13 protein-coding genes and 1 tRNA gene are annotated in these 19,629 nt (G+C 61.9%); 12 read left to right on the top strand and 2 right to left on the bottom strand.

Annotation, left to right across the window (positions count from 1 at the left end; translation table 11 throughout):
• Positions 1-244: 244 nt before the first annotated feature.
• From Q1Y33_RS02735 to Q1Y33_RS02710, 6 genes are all read left to right on the top strand, one after another.
• On the top strand, positions 245-3,457 hold the full coding sequence (locus Q1Y33_RS02735; protein ID WP_300798027.1) for a TonB-dependent receptor: 3,213 nt from the start codon (positions 245-247) through the stop codon (positions 3,455-3,457).
• Between the two features lie 12 nt (positions 3,458-3,469).
• Complete coding sequence (locus tag Q1Y33_RS02730; protein ID WP_300798024.1) at positions 3,470-5,044, top strand: SusD/RagB family nutrient-binding outer membrane lipoprotein; 1,575 nt, start codon at positions 3,470-3,472, stop codon at positions 5,042-5,044.
• Positions 5,045-5,073: 29 nt separating this feature from the next.
• The gene (locus Q1Y33_RS02725; protein ID WP_300798022.1) at positions 5,074-5,961 is read left to right on the top strand and encodes a glycoside hydrolase family 18; all 888 of its coding nucleotides are present in this window, start codon (positions 5,074-5,076) and stop codon (positions 5,959-5,961) included.
• 6 nt (positions 5,962-5,967) lie between these two features.
• A complete protein-coding gene (locus Q1Y33_RS02720; RefSeq protein WP_300798020.1) occupies positions 5,968-7,308 on the top strand; it encodes a DUF1735 and LamG domain-containing protein in 1,341 nt (446 codons plus the stop codon).
• A gap of 32 nt (positions 7,309-7,340) precedes the next feature.
• Complete coding sequence (locus Q1Y33_RS02715) at positions 7,341-8,912, top strand: DUF1735 domain-containing protein (RefSeq protein ID WP_300798018.1); 1,572 nt, start codon at positions 7,341-7,343, stop codon at positions 8,910-8,912.
• Between the two features lie 107 nt (positions 8,913-9,019).
• Positions 9,020-10,051 carry a glycosyl hydrolase family 18 protein gene (locus tag Q1Y33_RS02710; RefSeq protein ID WP_300798016.1) on the top strand — a complete coding sequence of 344 codons (1,032 nt, stop codon included), beginning with the start codon at positions 9,020-9,022 and terminating at the stop codon, positions 10,049-10,051.
• Here the strand turns inward: Q1Y33_RS02710 and Q1Y33_RS02705 are convergent.
• Both Q1Y33_RS02705 and Q1Y33_RS02700 read right to left on the bottom strand, forming a co-directional pair.
• On the bottom strand, positions 10,023-10,370 hold the full coding sequence (locus Q1Y33_RS02705) for a hypothetical protein (RefSeq protein ID WP_300798014.1): 348 nt from the start codon (positions 10,368-10,370) through the stop codon (positions 10,023-10,025). The two genes, Q1Y33_RS02710 and Q1Y33_RS02705, sit on opposite strands and share 29 nt — an antisense overlap.
• 141 nt (positions 10,371-10,511) lie before the next feature.
• Positions 10,512-10,603, bottom strand: a tRNA-Ser gene (locus tag Q1Y33_RS02700).
• Between the two features lie 118 nt (positions 10,604-10,721).
• Here Q1Y33_RS02700 and Q1Y33_RS02695 point away from each other — a divergent pair.
• The 6 genes from Q1Y33_RS02695 to Q1Y33_RS02670 all read left to right on the top strand — a co-directional run.
• The gene (locus tag Q1Y33_RS02695; protein ID WP_300798012.1) at positions 10,722-12,113 is read left to right on the top strand and encodes a hypothetical protein; all 1,392 of its coding nucleotides are present in this window, start codon (positions 10,722-10,724) and stop codon (positions 12,111-12,113) included.
• A 2-nt stretch (positions 12,114-12,115) separates the two neighbouring features.
• Entirely contained in the window at positions 12,116-13,288 is a 1,173-nt protein-coding gene (locus tag Q1Y33_RS02690) for a DUF4861 family protein (protein WP_300798010.1), read from the top strand.
• Between the two features lie 118 nt (positions 13,289-13,406).
• The gene (locus tag Q1Y33_RS02685) at positions 13,407-15,086 is read left to right on the top strand and encodes a glycoside hydrolase family 28 protein (protein WP_300798008.1); all 1,680 of its coding nucleotides are present in this window, start codon (positions 13,407-13,409) and stop codon (positions 15,084-15,086) included.
• A gap of 25 nt (positions 15,087-15,111) precedes the next feature.
• Positions 15,112-17,001, top strand: a complete 1,890-nt coding sequence (locus Q1Y33_RS02680) for a pectate lyase (protein ID WP_300798006.1) — start codon at positions 15,112-15,114, stop codon at positions 16,999-17,001.
• 70 nt (positions 17,002-17,071) lie between these two features.
• Positions 17,072-18,715 (top strand): pectinesterase family protein, encoded by a 1,644-nt coding sequence (locus tag Q1Y33_RS02675; protein WP_300798004.1) that lies wholly within the window; start codon positions 17,072-17,074, stop codon positions 18,713-18,715.
• A gap of 39 nt (positions 18,716-18,754) precedes the next feature.
• Positions 18,755-19,629, top strand: an 875-nt coding sequence (locus Q1Y33_RS02670) for a two-component regulator propeller domain-containing protein (RefSeq protein WP_300798001.1), incomplete at its 3' end; no start/stop codon positions are given.

Here is a 19,629-nt window from a genome sequence, read left to right as displayed (position 1 = left end):
CCAGAAAACGAGACTTTTTGGCGGATACGCAAAGGCCTGCAGGTGCTGCCACACCCGCAGGCCGCAGTTCAGCCAAAAATACTAACCGATTTTTATTTGAACCTTAACTCACAAATGTATGAATAAAAAGATTATTCAGCAAATCCGTCTGTCTATTCTTTTGTTCGTTCCGGCCCTGCTGTTTCCCCTGTCGGGCGTCCTTGCACAGAACGTCCGGGTCACGATCCGGGAGAAAGGGGTCAAGATGGAACAGGTAATCAGTGCGATAGAAGAGCAGACGCGTTATCTTTTCGGTATCGGGGACGATGTGGATACCGATCTTCCGGTCACGGTACAAGTCGAAAACGAATCGTTGAAAAAGGCCCTCGACGAGATGGTCCGCGGCACGGACATCGCCTATTCGGTCGAGGGGACGAACATCCTGCTGTTCCGCCGGAGCGATACGTCGCGCAAGGAGGCTCTCTCCGTCTCGGGCGAGGTCCGGCTGCCCAACGGCGAACCGGCTGTCGGTGCGTCGGTGATCGTGCGCGGCACGACCGTCGGCGTTTCGACCGATGCCGAGGGCCGGTTCGCCCTCGAGGTGCCGGCGCCGGCCGCTTCGCGCCAGCTGGAGATCGGCTATCTGGGCTACGAGACAGCCGTCGTCCCGGTCGGCACGCGCACGTCGTTCGTCATCACGCTGCAGGAGTCGGCGTCGGAGATCGAGCAGGTGGTCGTCACGGCCCTCGGCATCAAGCGCCAGGAGAAGGCCCTCTCGTACAACGTACAGCAGATCGAGGCTTCGGACATCACGACGGTCAAGGACGCGAACTTCATGAATTCGCTCGCCGGCAAGGTTGCGGGCGTGACGATCAACTCGTCGTCGTCGGGCGTGGGCGGCGCCACGAAGGTGGTGCTGCGCGGTAACAAGTCCATCTCGCAGTCGTCGAACGCGCTGTATGTGATCGACGGTATTCCGATGTACAATTTCGGCGGTGGCGGCGGCACGGAGTTCGACTCGAAGGGCGAAACCGAGGCCATTGCGGACCTGAACCCCGAGGATATCGAGTCGATCTCGGTGCTGACGGGCGCTGCGGCCGCGGCCCTTTACGGATCGGAGGCGGCGAACGGTGCCGTGATGATCACGACGAAGAAGGGTGAGGCCGGTGCGCTGAAGGTGACGCTCTCGAGCAATACGGAGTTTTTGAGCCCTTTTGTGCAGCCGGAGTTCCAGAACCGCTACGGCACGGGTCTGAACGGCGTCCGCAGCGGGTCGAACATCTACAGCTGGGGTGAGCTGCTCGCCCCTTCGGCCCGCTACGGCTATACGCCCAATGACTTTTTCGAGACGGGGCATGTCTATACGAACGCCTTTACGCTCTCGGGCGGTACGGACCGCAACCAGACCTACTTCTCGGCTGCGGCGGTCAACTCCGACGGCATCATCCCCAACAACGAGTACGACCGATACAACTTCACGTTCCGCAACACCTCCTATTTCCTGCACGACCGGCTGCGTCTGGACGCCTCGGCGAGCTACATCTACCAGCAGGACCAGAACATGACCAACCAGGGCGTCTATTCGAACCCGCTGGTCTCGGCCTACCTCTTTCCGCGGGGCGAGAATTTCGACCTCTACCGCCGTTTCGAGCGCTACAACGAGGGTACGAAGCTCATGGAGCAGTTCTGGTCGTCGGACATGGAGGGCGGCGACCTCCGCATGCAGAACCCCTACTGGATCGCCTACCGCAACCTGCGCAATACGGACAAGAAGCGCTACATGCTCTCCTTCTCGGCATCGTATGACATCCTGCCGTGGCTGAACGTCACGGGGCGTATCCGCATCGACAACGCCAATTCGCTCTATACGCAGAAACTCTACGCGTCGTCGAACACGACCATTACGGACGGCGGCAAGAACGGCCACTACACCGAAGCGCGGGCCTACGACTCGCAGACCTACGGCGACGTGATGCTCAATATCGACAAGACGTTCGGCGACGACTGGTCGCTGCAGGCCAACATCGGCGCCTCGATCAACAACGTGAAGACCGACGAACTCTCGTACCGGGGCCCGATCCAGGAGAACGGCCTCCCGAACGTCTTTAACGTCTTCGATCTGGACGACACGAAGAAACGGGCCGAGAAGACCGGCTGGCACGACCAGACGCAGTCCGTGTTCGCCTCGGTCGAGGTGGGGTGGAAGCAGATGCTCTACCTGACCCTCACGGGCCGCAACGACTGGGCTTCGCAGATTGCCGGCTCCTCCTCGTCGTCGTTCTTCTATCCGTCGGTGGGTCTGTCGTGGGTCCCCACGTCGCTGTGGGACCTGGGCGACGGGTTGAGCTACCTGAAATTCCGCGGCTCGATCGCCTCGGTGGGTATGCCGTTCCCGCGCTACCTGACCGTCCCGACCTACGAGTACGACGCCACGAACCGCGTCTGGAAAGACAAGACGCACTATCCGATCGGCGACCTGAAGCCCGAGCGCACGACGACCTACGAGGTGGGTGTCGACCTGCGGCTGTGGCGCAACATCAGCCTCTCGGCATCGTGGTACCAGGCCGACACGAAGAACCAGACCTTCGACCCCTCGCTGCCTCCCTCGTCCTCCTATACGACGATCTACCTGCAGACGGGCCATGTCCGCAACACGGGTGTCGAACTCTCGGCGGGCTATGACAACCGGTGGGGGAATTTCCGCTGGGCCACGAACTTCACCTACTCGTGGAACCGCAACGAGATCATCGAACTGGCGGCCAATGCCGTGAATCCCGTGACGGGGCAGCCGCTGAACCTCACCAAGCTCGACATCAAGGGGCTGGGCAAGGCGAAGTACATCCTCAAGGAGGGCGGCACGCTGGGCGACCTCTACACGACTTCGGACCTGCGCTTCAACGACAACGGCTATGTCGAGGTCGACAAGAGCGGCAACCTGCTCCTGACGGACGACGGCGAGGACATCTACCTCGGCTCGGTCTTTCCGGACCATACGCTGGCCTGGCGCAACGACTTCTCGTGGAAGGGCGTGAACCTCGGGCTGCTCTTCACGGGCCGCATCGGCGGAGTGTGCTACTCGGCGACGCAGGCCAACTTGGACCTCTACGGCGTGTCGGAGGCCTCGGCCGCGGCGCGCGATGCGGGCGGCGTGTGGATCAACGGCCGCGAGATGGTCGACGCCCAGAAGTGGTATCAGGCCATCGGTTCGCAGTCGGGTCTGCCGCAGTACTACCTCTACTCGGCGACGAACTTCCGCCTGCAGGAGCTGTCGCTCGGTTATACGCTCCCGGCCAGGTGGTTCCGCGACAAGATGCGCATGACCGTCTCGTTCGTGGGGCGCAACCTCTGGATGATCTACTGCAAGGCGCCGTTCGATCCCGAGTCGGTCGCCTCGACGGGCCTGAACTACCAGGGCATCGACTACTTCATGATGCCGTCGCTCAGAAGCCTCGGCTTCAGTGTCAAATTCCAATTCTAAACGACTACGGGCATGAAAAAGATAACGACATATACCGGCCGTCTGGCCATGGCGGCCGCACTGCTGGGAGCGGTTGCCTGTACGGGTGATTTCGAGGACATCAACCGCAACCCCAATCAGGTGACCGAGGAGCAGATGGAGGCCCTGAACTACAAGACGGGTACGAAGATCAAGACGCTGCAGAGCCTCGTGATTCCCGTCGAGGAGCACATGTACCAGTTCAACGAGTCGCTCACGGGCGGTCCGTTCGCGGGCTATATCGGCGCCACGGTCGATACGTGGCAGACGAAATTCGAGACGTTCAACCCCTCGGCCGACTGGCGCAAGTGGCCCTTTGCGAACGTCATCACCGAAACCTACACCCCCTACAAGGGCATCGTGGGCGGCACGGATGACGAGGTGGCCATCGCCTTTGCGCGGCTGCTGCGCGTGGCGATCATGCAGCGCGTGACGGACTCCTACGGCCCGATTCCCTACTCGGAGCTCGAAAACAACGAGTCGGTCTACGTGGCCTACGATTCGCAGGAGAAGGTTTACACGAAGATGTTTGAGGAGCTGGATGCCGCGATCGAGGTGCTGGGACGCAATACGACGCTCTCGTCCGAGGCGTGGAGCCGCTACGACGGGGTCTACTACGGCAACATCTCGCAGTGGCTGAAGTACGCCAATTCGCTCAAGCTGCGCATGGCGATGCGCCTGACGGAGGTGAAGTCCGACCTGGCGCGCACGAAGGCTTCGGAGGCGATTGCCGGGGGCGTCATCACGGCGAATGCCGACAATGCCCAGATGCACGCCGCGGAGAACCGCACGACGCTCATCTACAACGACTGGGGCGATCACCGCGTCGGCGCCGACATCCTCTGCTACATGACGGGTTACAACGATCCGCGCGTGGAGAGGATGTTTCTGCCGAACGACGTGGGCAACTACGTCGGCATCCGCATCGGCATCGACGTGGCGGGCAAGTCGACCGCCATGGCGAAGTATTCGAACCTGATCGTCGAGTCGACGACCCCATACCTGTGGTTCAACGCCGCCGAAGCGACCTTCCTGCGTGCGGAGTACGAGCTGCGCTGGGGATCGGAGGAGACGGCGCAGTCGCTTTACGAGGATGCGATCCGCCTTTCGTTCGAGGAGCGGGGCGCGAGCGGTGCTGATGCCTACGTGGCCGATGCCGCGAGCCGTCCGGCCGCCTACACGGACCCGTTGAGCATGTACAGTGCCCCGGCCCAGAGCACGATCACGATTGCATGGGCGTCCGGAGCGGAGAACTTCGAGGCCAACCTCGAGCGGATCATCACGCAGAAGTGGATCGCCATTTTCCCGCTGGGCGTCGAGGCGTGGTCCGAACACCGCCGCACGGGCTACCCGCGGCTGATGCCGGTCGTGGCCGACAAGTCGGGCGGTGCGGTCGACGTGGCGCAGGGAGCACGGCGCCTGCCGTATCCCGTCGAGGAGTACCAGCAGAACAACGCGAATCTGCAGGCCGCGATCCAGCAGCTCGATGCCGAGCAGCAGAACGGCAACCGCACGGGCGACCAGATGGGTACGCGCGTATGGTGGGACTGCAAACCCTATAACAACTGACGACCATGAAACAGAAAAGAACATACCGAATGATCCTTCCGATCGCGGCACTGCTGCTTGCGGCCTCGTGCAGCGACTGGACGGAGATGGAGACGGTCGAGAATACCGTAAGCAAACCCTGGGAACAGGACCCGGCGCTGTGGGCCGACTATACGGCGGCGTTGCGGGCCTACAAGCAGTCGGAGCACTACCTGTCGTATGCCCGGCTCTACAATTCGCCCGCGCAGGCCGCGAGCGAGCAGGACTTCATGCGCTGCCTGCCCGATTCGCTCGACATCGTGACACTGACCAACGCCGACAACTTCTCGGCCTACGACGCCGAGGACATGGAAGTGATGCGTGAGAAGGGCACGCGCGTGCTCTATCAGGTGGACTATGCGGCCCGCAAGGCGGAGTTCGCCGATGCCGCGGCCCTTGAGTCCTATCTGGACGGCGTGGTCGCATCGGTCGCCGCGAACGGCCTGGACGGCTACTCGTTCACGGCCGATCCGCTCGATGCCGCGGCGACGGCGTCGATCGTCGGGAAACTCGCAACGGCTAAAGCCGAAGGCCAGCTGCTCGTTTTCGAGGGCAATCCGTTGTCGGTGGATGCCGGAGACCGTGACAAGCTGGATTATGTGGTGCTCGATACCGAGAAGACGGAGAATACCACCGAAGTGCGGCTTCAGGTCCTCAATGCCACGGGTTATGCGGGCATCGCGCCCGAACGGCTGCTGCTGGCCGCCGAGATCGACGCGCCGCTGCAGGATGCCGACCGCACGGAGTATGCCGCCGTGGAGCTGATGGCGCGCTGCGTCGTGGAGTTCGGCCCGCTGGCGGGCTTCGCGGCCTACAATATCGCCGGGGACTACTACCACGCCGACCGGAACTACAGTACGATCCGCGAGGCGATCCAGACGTTGAACCCTTCAAAATAGAGAGCCATGAAACGATACCTCATAACCTTTTTCGTGCTGCTCGGGGCGCTGACGGCCTGCGAGCGGTATGATGCCGACGACCACAAGTTCGGCAACGTGGTCTATCTGAACGTCTCGCAGACGAGCCCCGTGCAGCTGGCGACCTTCAGCAACAACCGCGAGACCTACGACTGCACGCTGCAGGCGGCGCTGACCTATCCCGCGGGGCAGGACGTGACGGTCTCGCTTGCGGTCGATCCGTCGCTCGTGGCGACCTATAACTCCCGCTACGGCACGCAGTGGCCGATGCTCGATGAGAAGTACTACACGCTTTCGGCCGATGCCGTGACGATCGCCGCCGGCCGCACCGTCTCGGATGTCGTGACGCTGCAGCTGCACGAGCTCATGGGCGAGGGCGAGGAGCAGACGGGTGCGCTGCCTCTGGACGAGACCTTCCTCGTGCCGGTGCGCATCAGCGGCGCGTCGCTCGACGTGATGCGGGGCTCCGACGTGGCCTATTTCGTCGTGAAGCGCTCCTCGGCCATCACCGTGGCGGCACAGCTCGGCGAGGGCAACTGGATCAACTTCCCGACCCTCGACAAGTACGGCGCAAACAGCAGCGCCTGGAACGGCCTTACGGCCATGACCTACGAGGCGCTGATCTACATCGACCAGTTCGCCACGAAGGATTCGGAGGAGCTGCCGGTGAACATCTCTTCGGTCATGGGTGTCGAGCAGTACCTGCTGCTGCGCATCGGCGACACGAACTTCGAGCGGCAGCAGCTGCAGTTCGACGGCTCGGGCAGCGGTTCGCAGTTCGGCAAGTTCCCGGGCAAGGATGCTACGAAGAACCTCGAAGCCGGGCGCTGGTACCACGTAGCCTGCACCTACGACCAGATGACGCAGACCGTGCGCATCTATGTCGACGGTCAGATTCAGAGCGAGGAGACCGGCGTAGGTATTGCCACGCCGAGCGAGGACAACCGCATCAACCTGGCCATGCGGGCGCTGTACGACTACTATCTGAACAACCCGACGCCGGACAACGAGAAGAAATACGGCGGCTTCGTCGACGCCTACCAGTTCTTCATCGGCAAGTCCTACGACGAGAAGCGTCCGTTGAACGGCAAGATCGCCGAGGCGCGCGTATGGTCCGTGGCACGCACTCCCGAGCAGATTTGGGAGAACATGTACAACGTCGAGAACCCGGCCGACGATCCGACGCTCCTGGGCTACTGGAAGTTCAACGAGGGTGCGGGCAATACCGTCAGGGACTACTCGATGTACGGCAACGACGGTGTGGCCGAGAGCGACATCACGTGGCCTGCGGGCATCGAGATTCCGAAAATCAACGAAACAAATGAATAATTATGAGAAAGACGAATAATATAAAACGAGGAATGGTGACACTCCTTTGCGCGGCGGTATTCGCAGGTTTTTCGGCCTGCACTACCGATCCGGTGGAGCGCGAAGGCGGAAAGTTGCCCGACCAGGAGGCCATCGAATCGACCTACGGCATGTTGCGGAGCGGAACCTCCACCGGGAATCTGGTCGACGTGCTGCTGACTGAAAACAGGGGTGACCTGCTGCGTGAATTCTATTTCGAACAGACCCGTCCGGCTGCCGAAGGCGCGACGCTCACGTTGCGAGTGGATGAATCGCTGGTCGATGTCTACAATGCTGAAATAGGAGATGACCGGACGTTGCTGCCTGCGGAGAACTACGAGTTCCCGGATGGCCAGACGCTGGAGTTGGCTGCATCCGATCAGCGGACAGCCTCGAAACGGATCAGGTTCATGTCCGAGAACCTTGCGGCCGGAGAGTATGTGCTTCCGATAACGATTGCCGAAGAGGGTTCGACGGCGGACAATCAGACCCTTTATTACCTGATTTCCGTTCGTGAACCCTACATGGGGCAGTACGAGCTGCACGACGGCAGCGATCTGTTCTTTGTCTTCTATATCAATACCAAGGATTATCAGCCGCTTCTCGCTCAAGACTATTTATTGCGGAAATGGCTGCTTTTGGGTGGCGATTTGTGGACCAAGACAATCGGTAACATCATCAATCTGCGGACCGTGACCGTCAAGTACGATGATTCGACAGGGCGGGCCATGCTGGATTTGGGATCGGATATGACCTATGTGCTCGGTCATGCGTCGAAATATATCTGGCCGCTGCAGGAGGAGGGCCGCAAGGTCTGCATCAGTCTCGAAGGGGGCGGAACAGGTCTCGGTTTCTGCAATATGAACGATGCGCAGATTGCCGATTTCGCGGCGCAGGTCAAGGCCGTGGTCGAGACCTACAATCTGGACGGCATCAACCTTTGGGACCGCAATGCCGGTTACGGCAAGGAGGGTATGCCGGAAACGAATACCACCTCCTATCCGAAACTGATCCAAGCGATGCGTACAGCTCTCGGAACGGACAAGCTGCTGACATTGACGGTTTATGAAGAACCGACCTCGACCTTCTGGGATACGGAGGCTACGGGCGGAATCGCGGTCGGCGACTACCTCGACTATGCCTGGTCGGGCTACAACAGCAAGGACGAAGCCGTCCAGCTGCTCGATCCGTGGCATCCCGACGAATCGTATGTCTCGGCCTATACGCAGAAACCCATCGCCGGACTTGATCCCTCGCAATTCGGCTGCATCAATTTCCCGATCTATCCGGGTACTACCGACTCTGAAGAGGTGCAGTGGCGTTCTCCGACTTTTATTAAAGATTGGGTAAATGCAGGATTTCAACCGAATCTGCTGATTATATTTGATGATATTCGGGCTCATCTGCAGGATGAATATGAAACTCAGTGGGATCGTTATTTTGCTTCATTTTGTCAATATATGGATCCGAATAGCCAGCAATATGCAGGAGTACTGAACGGTTGCTGGTACACCTTTCAGAAAAGCATGCTATCTCTGCGGCCTGACGGTACGATCGGATATGGTAAATGGTTGAAGGATTGGTAACGAGTAAACTTTCGGTCAACAGATACAGTCTTCCTTTTTATTCTCTCATGGCTCCCGTATGGGAGCAACCGCAAAACAAATTAACTTAACCTAAAAACTTAAGCGTTATGAAAAAGACTTTGAAACTTATGGCAGCTCTGTTTGTCGGAGCAATGTTTATGGGTGCATGCCAGCAGGTCGAGGAGCCCGCTATGGAGCCGGGGCAGAATGATGCTGTCGTAACTCGGGCTTATGGAGACAAGACACCGAAGATCACCATCTATGTGGAGACGAATGATGTGAATCCGCTCAATGCCGGCGATTACGTGCTCGACTCCAACGGCGAGCCCTATGCGGATATTGTGGAGTTGTTTGCCGCGAATATCCGCAGACGGACCGTCAACGGCGTAACGGAACCGGTGCTCTATCTGAACGACAGGATGACCAACCTGATGGAGAACGACGGGTATCTGACCTACATCAAACCGTTGCAGGACAAGGGCATCAAGGTGCTGCTGACCATTCTCGGAGACCATCAGGGAATCGGTTTTGCCAATCTGGATGATACGCAGACTACGCAGTTCGCCAAGATATTGGCCCATGCCGTGGAGAAATACGGACTGGACGGTATCGGCTTCGATGATGAATATGCTGATTATGATTCTTCTCTTGTACCTGGTTCATTTGGTAATCTGATTCTCAAGCTTCGCAATGAAATGCCGGCAGGGAAACTGATCTCACTGTTCCAGTATGGGAATATCGGGACTACGCAGATTAATGCGGCTGCAGGTGCAGAAATAGACCATGTTTATAGTGATTTTGGATACGATACATATATCAGAGTTGCTGGTGTAGACCCGATTGACTATGCTCCGTTATCAATTAATTTGGGCTATGTGTATTCATTAGAAGAGATGCTTGAGTATGGGGCGTATGCCTATGCTGCAAAGCAGAGCGGTTATGGCGGTATTATGCATTTCAATCTGCGCAGAACATCGGATGTGGATCAAACGACTTTATTCAGTGTGATATCGCAGAATATCTACGATTCGACTGTCAGCGTAAGTTCTACTCCTTCCAATGCCGGCGACCGTCCGCAGGACTGGACGTTCGTTACGGGCGGCCACTACATCACCATGGATGACGTAAATGCCCAGTAAATTCCGCGACAGGAAGTCTGTTCCTGTTGTCCGGGATCGGGAAATTCAGTAATGCAGCGCGGGTATTCTCCGAAAGGAGGATACCCGTTTTCTGTTTCGGCAGCTGTGTATGTGGTGTAGATGATGAAAAAAGAAAAGTTGTCTGTTCCTGTTGTCCGGGATCGGGAAATTCATTCGGCAGCGTGTTCGGTAGACAACTTTTCTTTTCCGTGGGGCGGATCGGACCTTTTTCAGCCCATCTCCGCAAAATCGGTGCCTCTCCGGGCTCGGCAAGAAGAACGGACCGGATTTCCGTTGCGGGGCTGCCTGCTTCCGGCATCTGTTCCGGGGTTTCGGTGCACCGGTGTGAGGCCTTTCGGAGCGCAGTCAGCCTTCAATGCGCCGCCCGTCTCCGGCCTGCCGATAAAATCAAGCCCTGCAAACCGATCGGTTGCAGGGCTTTGTGCTTCTGCGGGCACTTTGGCGGAGAGAACGAGATTCGAACTCGTGGTACGGGTTACCCCGTACGTCGGTTTAGCAAACCGGTGGTTTCAGCCACTCACCCATCTCTCCGGGCCGCCTTCCAGGTGTTTCCATCCGAAAGGGTGTGCAAATATAGAATCTTTTTGGGTAAATACAAAAAAATGCGGCCAAAATTTCTATCTTTGCATCATCCCCAAACTCCGAACCGGTGAAATTCCTGCGTTTCATTCTCCTTGCGTGTGCCCTTTGTGCGGGTGTCGGCGTCGCGGCGCAGCCTGTTGCCGCGGAGCGGTTTGACCGTCCGCTCGACGGGGTGCTCGACGAGGTGGCTGCCCGTTTCGGCGTGCAGATTCGCTGCAAGCGCTTCGCCGCGGATACCGTCGTGGCCCGTTGTGCCGACTTCCGCCTGAGGCCCTATTCGCTCGACGAGACGCTCGACAACCTGCTCCGTCCGCTGGACCTCGTCTGGGCCCGCGATGCGAAGCACGAAGGGCGGATCGTCGTCCAGCCTTACGAATACTACCGCCGCACGCCCGACGACGGCCGCAAGCTCCTGGCCTGGCTCTCGGCGCAGTATGCCGACAGTGCGGCGTGGGCGCGGCGCCGCGTAGAGGTGCTCGACGGCGTGCGTGAAATCCTTGACCTCGAACCCTTCGAGCGGGCGCTGGTTGCCCGGCCCGACATCCGGCTGGGGCGCGTCGTCCGCCACGACGGCTACACGACGCAGAACTACGCCCTCGAGACGCTGCCCGGGCTCTATGTCTGCGGCACGGTCTATGCGCCGCTGGCGCGCGGCCGCCATCCGCTCATCGTCTCGCCCGCAGGGCATTGGGAGGGCGGGCGTTACCGTTCGGACCAGCAGCTGCGCATGGCCACCTTCGCCCGCATGGGCGCCGTGGCCGTCGACATGGACATCTTCGGCTGGGGCGACTCCGAACGGCAGGTCGGGCGCGAGGCCCACACGACGGTCTACGCCATGCAGATGCAGGTGCTCTGGTCGAAGGCCGTGACGCGGTGGATCGTCTCCGCGCGCCGTGACATCGACACGGCACGCATGGCGGCGACGGGCGGCTCGGGCGGCGCGACGCACGCCCTGCTGCTGGCCATTGTGGAGCCGCGCTTCGCCGTGCTGGCACCCGTGGTGCATCTGGTCTCACACTTCGACGGCGGCTGCCCGTGCGAGAGCGGGCGTCCCGTGGCGCTGGCCGCCGGCGGGAGCTGCATGCCCGAGATTTTGGCCGCGGCGATGGCCCCGAAGCCCGTGCTGACGGTGAGCGACGGCGGCGACTGGACGGCGACCTATCCCATGTTGGAATATCCCTATCTGCAACGTATCTGGGGCTTTTGCGGTGCGGCGGAGCGGGTGGAGAATGCCCATTTCCCCGACGAGCGCCACGACTACGGCGTGAACAAGCGCCGGGCGGTCTATGAATTTTTTGCCCGAACGCTGGGGCTCGACCTTGCGCGGGCGGACGAGACGCGCGTGAGCGTGCAGTCCGAAGAGGCGCTGCGCTCGTTTGCGGACGGGCTGCCCGCCGGGGCGGTGCGCAGCCGCGGGGAACTGGAAGCGATGCTCGGAAAACTTGAAAAAACGGAATAACGATGAAACGATTGACGATTCTCATGCTGGCGCTCTGCTTCGTCGGAAGCCTCCGCGCCGAAACCCGCCGGGATGTCTACCGCGTGACGGTCGACGGCCGGCGGACGCAGTGTCCCGTGGTGATCCGCGACGTGCCCGACTGGGCCGTGAGCGCCGTGGTGCGCAGCGGCGGGCGGGAGATACCCTCGCAGCTCGATGCGCCGCTGCGCGAGCTGGCCTTCGTGGCCGACGTCGACGGCACGCGCAAGTTCCGCGTCGAGTGGTCGTCGGAGCCTGCGCGGCGGGAGTATCCCGCGCGCGTGCATGCCCAGATGTGGCTCAAGAACGAGGACAAGAGCCTCCGCGCCGCGGACACCGTCGCGTCCGATCGCGACAACATGTACCACCGGCTGCACCACCACGGCCCGGCCTTCGAGTCGGAGTATGCCGCCTACCGCATCTATTTCGACAAGAAGCAGACAATCGACACCTATGGTAAAAAGAGCCCGCGGCTGGAGCTGGCCGAGACGATGTGGTATCCTTCGGACGAGCAGCTCGCGGCCGGATACGGCCACGACAACCTGCGTGTCTTCGGCTCGGTGGGCGTCGGGACCCTCAAGGGGTGGGACGCCGACAAGGGCAGGATGATCCACATCACGGAGTTCGACCGCCGCGAGGCGCGCATCCTCGCCCGGGGGCCTGTGCGCACGGTGGTCGAGATGGCCGTCGAGGGGTGGAGCTACGGCGGACGCCGCATCGGCATGGTCTCGCGCTACATCCTCTATGCGGGCCACAGCGACGTGCAGGTCGAGAACCGCATCGAGGGCGACAGCGACGGGCTGCTCTTCACGACCGGCGTGATGAAGATGGCCGGCAACAGCTTCCTGCGCGTGGGCAATGCCATGGCGGCGGTGGGGTGCGACTTCCCGGAGAACGACACCCTGAAGTGGGAGCGCGAGCGCGTGGCGCTGGCCGTGGCCGTGCCGGCCGGGCAGGTGCGCGCCGATGCGGAGGACAAGACCAGCTACCTCTGGCTGCTTGCGCCCGACGAACGCGGGCACATCGACTACGTCTTCGACATGTGGTGGCGCAAGAGCCGCTGGCTCGAGGACGTGAGCGACGAGGCGATGCTCACGGGCGTACTGGAGGCCGTGCGGCGGGCCGCTGCACCCGTCGTGGTGGAGCGTCTGCGGTAGATTTGACGAAAAATACATCGTTTGCGTCAAAAAATCCCTGTTCAATGGGCGGGATCGTTCTACTTTTGTATACCTGAAATTACGAATCAACCATACGAAAGTAAAACCTGACTGCCTTATGAACTTCAAACACGTCATGTTGTACGCTTTGGCGGGGGCCATGCTCTCCGCCGCAAGCTGCGGGACAGATGCTGCGGGCGTCTCGTCCGATGCCGGGCTTCCCTTCTCGCTGTCGGACGTCTCCCGTCCCTCGATTCCCGACCGTTCGGTCAGCGTCGCCGACTTCGGCGGCGTGGGCGACGGCTGCACCCTCTCGACGCAGGCCTTCGCCGATGCGATCGAGTCGCTCGTGCGGCAGGGCGGCGGCCGTGTCGTCGTGCCCGAAGGGGTTTGGTACACGGGCCCCATCGTGCTCAAGGACAACATCGAGCTGCATCTCGAGCAGAACGCCGTCATCGTCTTCAGCAATGACAAGAGCCTCTATCCGCTGGTCGAGACCACTTTCGAGGGGCTCGATACGTGGCGCTGCCAGTCGCCCCTCTCGGCGCGCGGCGTGAAGAACGTCGCCATCACGGGCCGCGGCGTCATCGACGGAAACGGCGATGCATGGCGTGCCGTGAAGTACGACAAGCTCAACCCCCGTCAGTGGAAGGAGAAGATCAGCAGCGGCGGCGTGCTTTCGGATGACGGCAAGACGTGGTATCCGTCGGAAAGCTACAAGTTCGGCGCCACGTCGGGGGCAGACCAGAACGTCTCGACGTGGGCCAAGACGCGCGAGGATTTCGAGCGCATGCACGATTTCCTGCGTCCGGTGATGGTCTCGATCCACCACTGCGAAAATGTCCTGCTCGAGGATGTCACCTTCCAGAACTCCCCCTGCTGGAACATCCACCCGGCCATGTGCACGAACCTGATCGTCAACAACATCACGGTCCGCTGCCCGGATTATGCACAGAACAGCGACGGCATCGACATCGAGTCGTGCAAGAATGTCCTGGTGACCAATTCGCGTTTCGACGTGGGCGATGACGGCATCTGCATCAAGAGCGGCAAGGACAAGGCGGGCCGCGACCGCGGCATCCCGTGCGAGAACATCCTCGTGGATAACTGCATCGTCTTCCACGGCCACGGCGGCTTCGTCGTGGGCAGCGAGATGTCCGGAGGCGTGCGCAACGTCAAGGTCTCGAACTGCATCTTCTCCGGCACGGACGTCGGCCTGCGCTTCAAGTCGACGCGCGGCCGCGGCGGCGTCGTCGAGAACATCCACATCGAGGACATCGCCATGAACAACATCCTGCAGGAACCGCTGCTGTTCGACCTCTTCTACGGGGGCAAGTCCGCCTCGGAGGCGCGGGCCGAGGGGCCCGAGGCCGAGCCTACGGACCTCGAGGCGAAGCCCGTGGACGAGACCACGCCGGCCTTCCGCAACATCCATATCCGCAACGTCTGGTGCCGCGGCGCCAACCGCGCGATGTACTTCAACGGCCTGCCGGAGATGAACGTCGAGCACGTGACCGTCGAGAATACGCAGATCTACGCCCGCACGGGTGCCCGGATCAACGAGTCGTCGGACGTCGTGCTGCGCAACGTGCAGGTCGTTCCCGAAGAGGGCCCGGCACTGATGCTCAACAACGTGAAGAACTTTACGGCCGAAGGGTTCGCATGCCCCGAGGGGCTGGAGACGGCCCTCGAGGTGACGGGCAGCCGCAACCGGGCGATTGAGGTGCGGTCGGCGCAGATCGGCGCGGCGAACGCCCGGCTTTCGAAGAGCGCCGTGGAGCAGGTGGCAATCAACTAACTTCAAATAAACAGAGATCGAAATTATGAATCGTTGCATTCATTGCATTGTGTTGAGTGTGCTGTTCTGCCTGGCGGCATGCAGCAGCAACTCCGCCGAGGAGACTCAGAACGACGGAGCCAAGACACTGCCTGTGCCGACGGTCACCGTGACGGTGTCGGACCTGACGGCCAACGTACGCTGGAGCATCTCCGAGAATGTCACCAACGTGCGTTTCACCTATGAATTTTACAAGGATGGTGCCGAGACGCCGCTCGAGACGGCCACCACGCGTCAGAGTTCGCACGACTTTGCCCTCGAGGAGGACGTCCTCTACAAGGTTCGCGTGCGCGCGACGGCTCCCGTCGGCACGAACGAGTGGAAGGACTCCGACTTCTCGGAGTTCGTCGAGGTGTCGACCGAAAACGGCGGTGACGACCCCAACCCCGATCCCCAGCCGGGCGTGGATGTCGGTCTGCCGCTGGCCGGTGAGGACGACGGCGTGATCCGCGCCTTCCCCGGCGCCGAGGGTGGCGGCATGTACGTCACGGGCGGCCGCGGCGGCAAGGTCTACCACGTGACCAAACTCGACGACGACGGCTCGGTCGGCACGCTGCGCCATGCTGTCAGCCAGTCGGGTGCGCGCATCATCGTCTTCGACGTCTGCGGTACGATCCGCCTGACGAAGACGCTCGAGATCAAGAACGACAACCTGACCATCGCCGGCCAGACCGCGCCGGGCGACGGCATCTGCCTGCGTGACCACTCCGTGCAGGTGAAGGCCGACAACGTCATCATCCGCTACCTGCGTTTCCGCATGGGCGATGTCGCCAAGTCGGAGGACGACGCCATCTGGGGCCGCTACAACGAGAACCTGATCCTCGACCACTGCACCATGTCGTGGTCGACCGACGAGTGCGCGTCGTTCTATGCCAACCGCAACTTCACGATGCAGTGGTGCCTGCTCTCGGAAAGCCTGCGCAACTCGATCCACGGCAAGGGCAAGCACGGCTACGGCGGCCTGTGGGGCGGCCGCAACGCATCGTTCCACCACAACATGCTCGCCGACCACGACAGTCGCAACGCGCGCATCGACCACCCGGGCATCTACGTCAACGGATCGACCGACTACCGCCCGACACACCGCGGCAACGTCGACCTGCGCAACAACGTGATCTACAACTGGGGTGACAACTCGACCTACGGCGGCGAGGACGGCAGCTACAACCTCGTGGGCAACTACTATAAGCCCGGCCCGGCCTCGAAGCAGCGCAAGTACTTCGTCGATGCCTACTGGTACAACTCCTCGTTCGACATGGGCTCGGCCTATCCGCGCATCTACATGGAGGACAACTACCACGCCGGCAGCTACGCCTCGGCGCTCAACAGCGACAACTGGAACGGCGGCGTCTCGTACCACGACCAGTCGAAGTACGGCACGAACCCCTCAACGGAGGCGGGCCATCTGACGGCGCCGCTCTCGATCAAGGCCGACGATGCGACGACGTGCTACACGACGACGCACCCCGTGGCCGATGCCTACGAGCGCGTGCTCGCGTATGTGGGTGCCTCGCTGCGCCGCGATGCGGTCGATACGCGCGTGATAAGCGATGCCCGTGCGGGCAAGGCCACCTACACGGGCAGCAACGGCTCGACGGGCGGTCTGATCGACACGCAGGAGGATGTGGGCGGCTGGCCCGTGCTGACGGCCACCGACGAGGAGATCGCCCGCGCGGCAACCGACACGGACGGCGACGGCATTCCCGACTACTACGAGGAGCTGCTCGGCCTCGACAAGAACGACGCGTCGGACGCTGCGGCCAAGACGCTCGATCCGCAGGGGCTCTATTCCAACCTGGAGGTCTACCTCCACTACCTGGTCAAGGACATCACGGCGGCCCAGGTGGCCGGCGGAACCTACACGGCTCTTGACTGATCGTTCGGAATGTGAAATCGGCGGATGAGGGGGCAACACCTCTCATCTGTCGTATAAAGCGATGTGATCTATGAAACTGCGTCATGCCTTGCTGGCGGCCCTGCTGCTGGCCGTCCTCCCCGCCGCGGGGCAGGACTCGCTGCGGGTCTTCCTTATCGGGGACTCGACCTGCGCCACGAAGGAGCTGAAGAAGCAAAATCCCGAACGGGGCTGGGGACACATGTTCGCCCCGCTGTTCGACGCTTCGGTGACGGTCGAGAACCACGCCGTGAACGGCCGTTCGACCAAATCGTTCCGCGACGAGGGGCGCTGGGATGTGGTCCTGTCGAAACTGCGGCCGGGTGACTACGTCTTCATCCAGTTCGGCCACAACGACCAGAAGATCGCCGACCCGGCGCGCTACTCCTCGCCTGCGGACTATGCCGGGAACCTGCGGCGCTACGTGCGCGAGGCGCGGGAACGGGGGGCCGAGCCGGTGCTGCTCACCTCCGTCGTGCGGCGCCGCTTTGTCGACGGCGAGCTGACGGACACCCACGGGGAGTATCCCGCCGCCGTGCGGCGCGTGGCTGCGGAGGAGCGTGTGCCGCTGCTCGACATGGAGCCCCGGACGCGCGAGTGGGTGTCGTCGCTCGGCGACGAGGCCTCGAAGGGGTATTTCATGTGGGTCGAGCCGGGCGTCTGCCCGCTCTATCCCGACGGACGGCAGGACGACACGCACCTCAACGTGCGGGGCGCCCGCACCGTGGCCAGCATGGTGGCCGACGAGGTGTGCCGGGTGTTTCCCGCACTGGGGGCGCACCGGGTCGATTACGATTTCGTCGTGGCGAAGGACGGCTCGGGCGACTTCTTCACGCTGCGCGAAGCGGTCGCCGCCATTCCCGACTTCGGACGCGACACGACGCGCGTGCTCATCTGCGAAGGGCTCTACCGCGAGAAGGTCTCCATTCCGGCGACCAAGCGGCTGGTGGCGCTCGACGGCCGCGGCGAGGTGCGCATCTCGTGGGACGACTACGCTGCGCGCATCGGCTCGACGGGCCGTCCGCTCGGCACGTCGGGTTCGGCGACCGTCTACTTCGGCGGTGACGGCTGGACCGTGCGCAACATCACCTTCGAGAATACGGCCGGAAGGGTAGGGCAGGCCGTGGCCGTGCAGTGCCTGGGAGACGGGCTGCGCTTCATCGGCTGCCGCTTTCTGGGCAATCAGGACACGCTCTACCTCTACGCCTCGGGCAACCGCGACGGCGAGACGGTCGAAGAGAATGCCCGCATGCGCTTCGACGACTGCTATGTCGAGGGGACGACCGACTTCATCTTCGGCGCCGCGTCGGCACTCTTCCGCCGGTGCGAGATACGCTCGCTGGCCGACTCCTACGTCACGGCCGCCTCGACCTGCCGCGGGCAGTCGTGCGGGCTGATCTTCGAGGAGTGCCGCCTGACGGCCGCCGAGGGGGTCACGCGCTGCTACCTGGGACGCCCGTGGCGCGACCATGCGCAGACGGTCTTCCTCCGCTGCCACCTGGGGGCGCATATCCTGCCCGCAGGGTGGCACGACTGGGACAAGCCCCGGACGCACAAGACGGCCTTCTATGCCGAATATGCCTGCGAAGGACCCGGTGCCGACGCCGCACGGCGCGTGCGCTGGTCGCGGCAGCTCTCGGCCCGGGAGGCCCGAAAGATACTTTCCGCGTTCGAAAAATTGGACAATTCCCGATAATTTTTGTATATTTGAATTCTACCGGAACTGCCTGACCTCATGAAACGCCTGCTGCTGACCCTTTCGATCCTGCTCTGCGGAGCGGCGGCCTCTGCCGCCGAGACACCCCCGCAGTGCATCTTCCAAACCTATTCCACGCTGGACGGACTGACGCACGACCGCATTGCGGACATCTATACCGATTCGCGCGGCTTCGTGTGGGTCTGCACCTGGTACGGGGTCAGCCGCTTCGACGGCTACACGTTCAAGAACTTCAGCACGGCGCCGGGTGACTTCTCGCCGCTGTCGCACCACCGCTTCATCTCCGTGAGCGAGGATTCGAACGGACACCTCTGGTTCACGACCTATAACTTTCACGTCTACCGCCTGAACCGCTACACCGAGCAGTTCGAGGATGTCGTGTCGCTCATCGAAGGGGTCGATTCGAAGCATTACCGCGCGAGCTGCTGCCTGCATGACGGCGACGGCGGCACGTGGGTCGCCATTACGGGGCTCGGCGTCGTGCGCTTCGTCGACGCGGAGGACGCTTCGCCCGTCTGCGTCGATGCCTTCATCGACATGCCGGTGCTCGGCGGCGACGTCACGGCAATGTATGTCGACGACCGCGACAACGCCTGGATCGCCGCGGCGGACGGACAGCTCAATTTCGTGGCGGCGAAGGAGCCGCGGCGCGCCCGCACGGTCTGCGAGACGATGCTTCCGGGCTTCGCCTTTGCGGCCGATGCCGAGACGGTCTACTGCGCCACGCCGCGGAGCGTCGTGCGGGCCGACAAGCTCGGCGGCAGTGTCGTCGAGATACCCTTCGCCGCCTCGACCTTGACGGCCATTGCGGCCGATACGGCGCGGCGCGAGGTCTACGTCGGCAGCCGGGCCGGCGAGCTGTACCGTGTGGCGGGCGACCGCCTGGCGCGTCT

Source organism: uncultured Alistipes sp. (assembly GCF_949296715.1).
In the GTDB taxonomy this organism is placed as follows: Bacteria; Bacteroidota; Bacteroidia; order Bacteroidales; family Rikenellaceae; genus Alistipes.
The sequence above is the reverse complement of the archived record's forward strand: the minus strand, read 5'-3'. Positions and strand labels throughout refer to the sequence as shown.

What these genes read in the sequence shown, in the direction of transcription:
- Q1Y33_RS02735 (WP_300798027.1), top strand. Translation starts at nt 245, where the DNA reads ATGGAACAGGTAATCAGTGCGATAGAAGAGCAGACGCGTTATCTTTTC.
- Q1Y33_RS02730 (WP_300798024.1), top strand. Translation starts at nt 3,470, where the DNA reads ATGAAAAAGATAACGACATATACCGGCCGTCTGGCCATGGCGGCCGCA.
- Q1Y33_RS02725 (WP_300798022.1), top strand. Translation starts at nt 5,074, where the DNA reads ATGATCCTTCCGATCGCGGCACTGCTGCTTGCGGCCTCGTGCAGCGAC.
- Q1Y33_RS02720 (WP_300798020.1), top strand. Translation starts at nt 5,968, where the DNA reads ATGAAACGATACCTCATAACCTTTTTCGTGCTGCTCGGGGCGCTGACG.
- Q1Y33_RS02715 (WP_300798018.1), top strand. Translation starts at nt 7,341, where the DNA reads ATGGTGACACTCCTTTGCGCGGCGGTATTCGCAGGTTTTTCGGCCTGC.
- Q1Y33_RS02710 (WP_300798016.1), top strand. Translation starts at nt 9,020, where the DNA reads ATGAAAAAGACTTTGAAACTTATGGCAGCTCTGTTTGTCGGAGCAATG.
- Q1Y33_RS02705 (WP_300798014.1), bottom strand. Translation starts at nt 10,370, where the DNA reads ATGCCGGAAGCAGGCAGCCCCGCAACGGAAATCCGGTCCGTTCTTCTT.
- Q1Y33_RS02690 (WP_300798010.1), top strand. Translation starts at nt 12,116, where the DNA reads ATGAAACGATTGACGATTCTCATGCTGGCGCTCTGCTTCGTCGGAAGC.
- Q1Y33_RS02685 (WP_300798008.1), top strand. Translation starts at nt 13,407, where the DNA reads ATGAACTTCAAACACGTCATGTTGTACGCTTTGGCGGGGGCCATGCTC.
- Q1Y33_RS02680 (WP_300798006.1), top strand. Translation starts at nt 15,112, where the DNA reads ATGAATCGTTGCATTCATTGCATTGTGTTGAGTGTGCTGTTCTGCCTG.
- Q1Y33_RS02675 (WP_300798004.1), top strand. Translation starts at nt 17,072, where the DNA reads ATGAAACTGCGTCATGCCTTGCTGGCGGCCCTGCTGCTGGCCGTCCTC.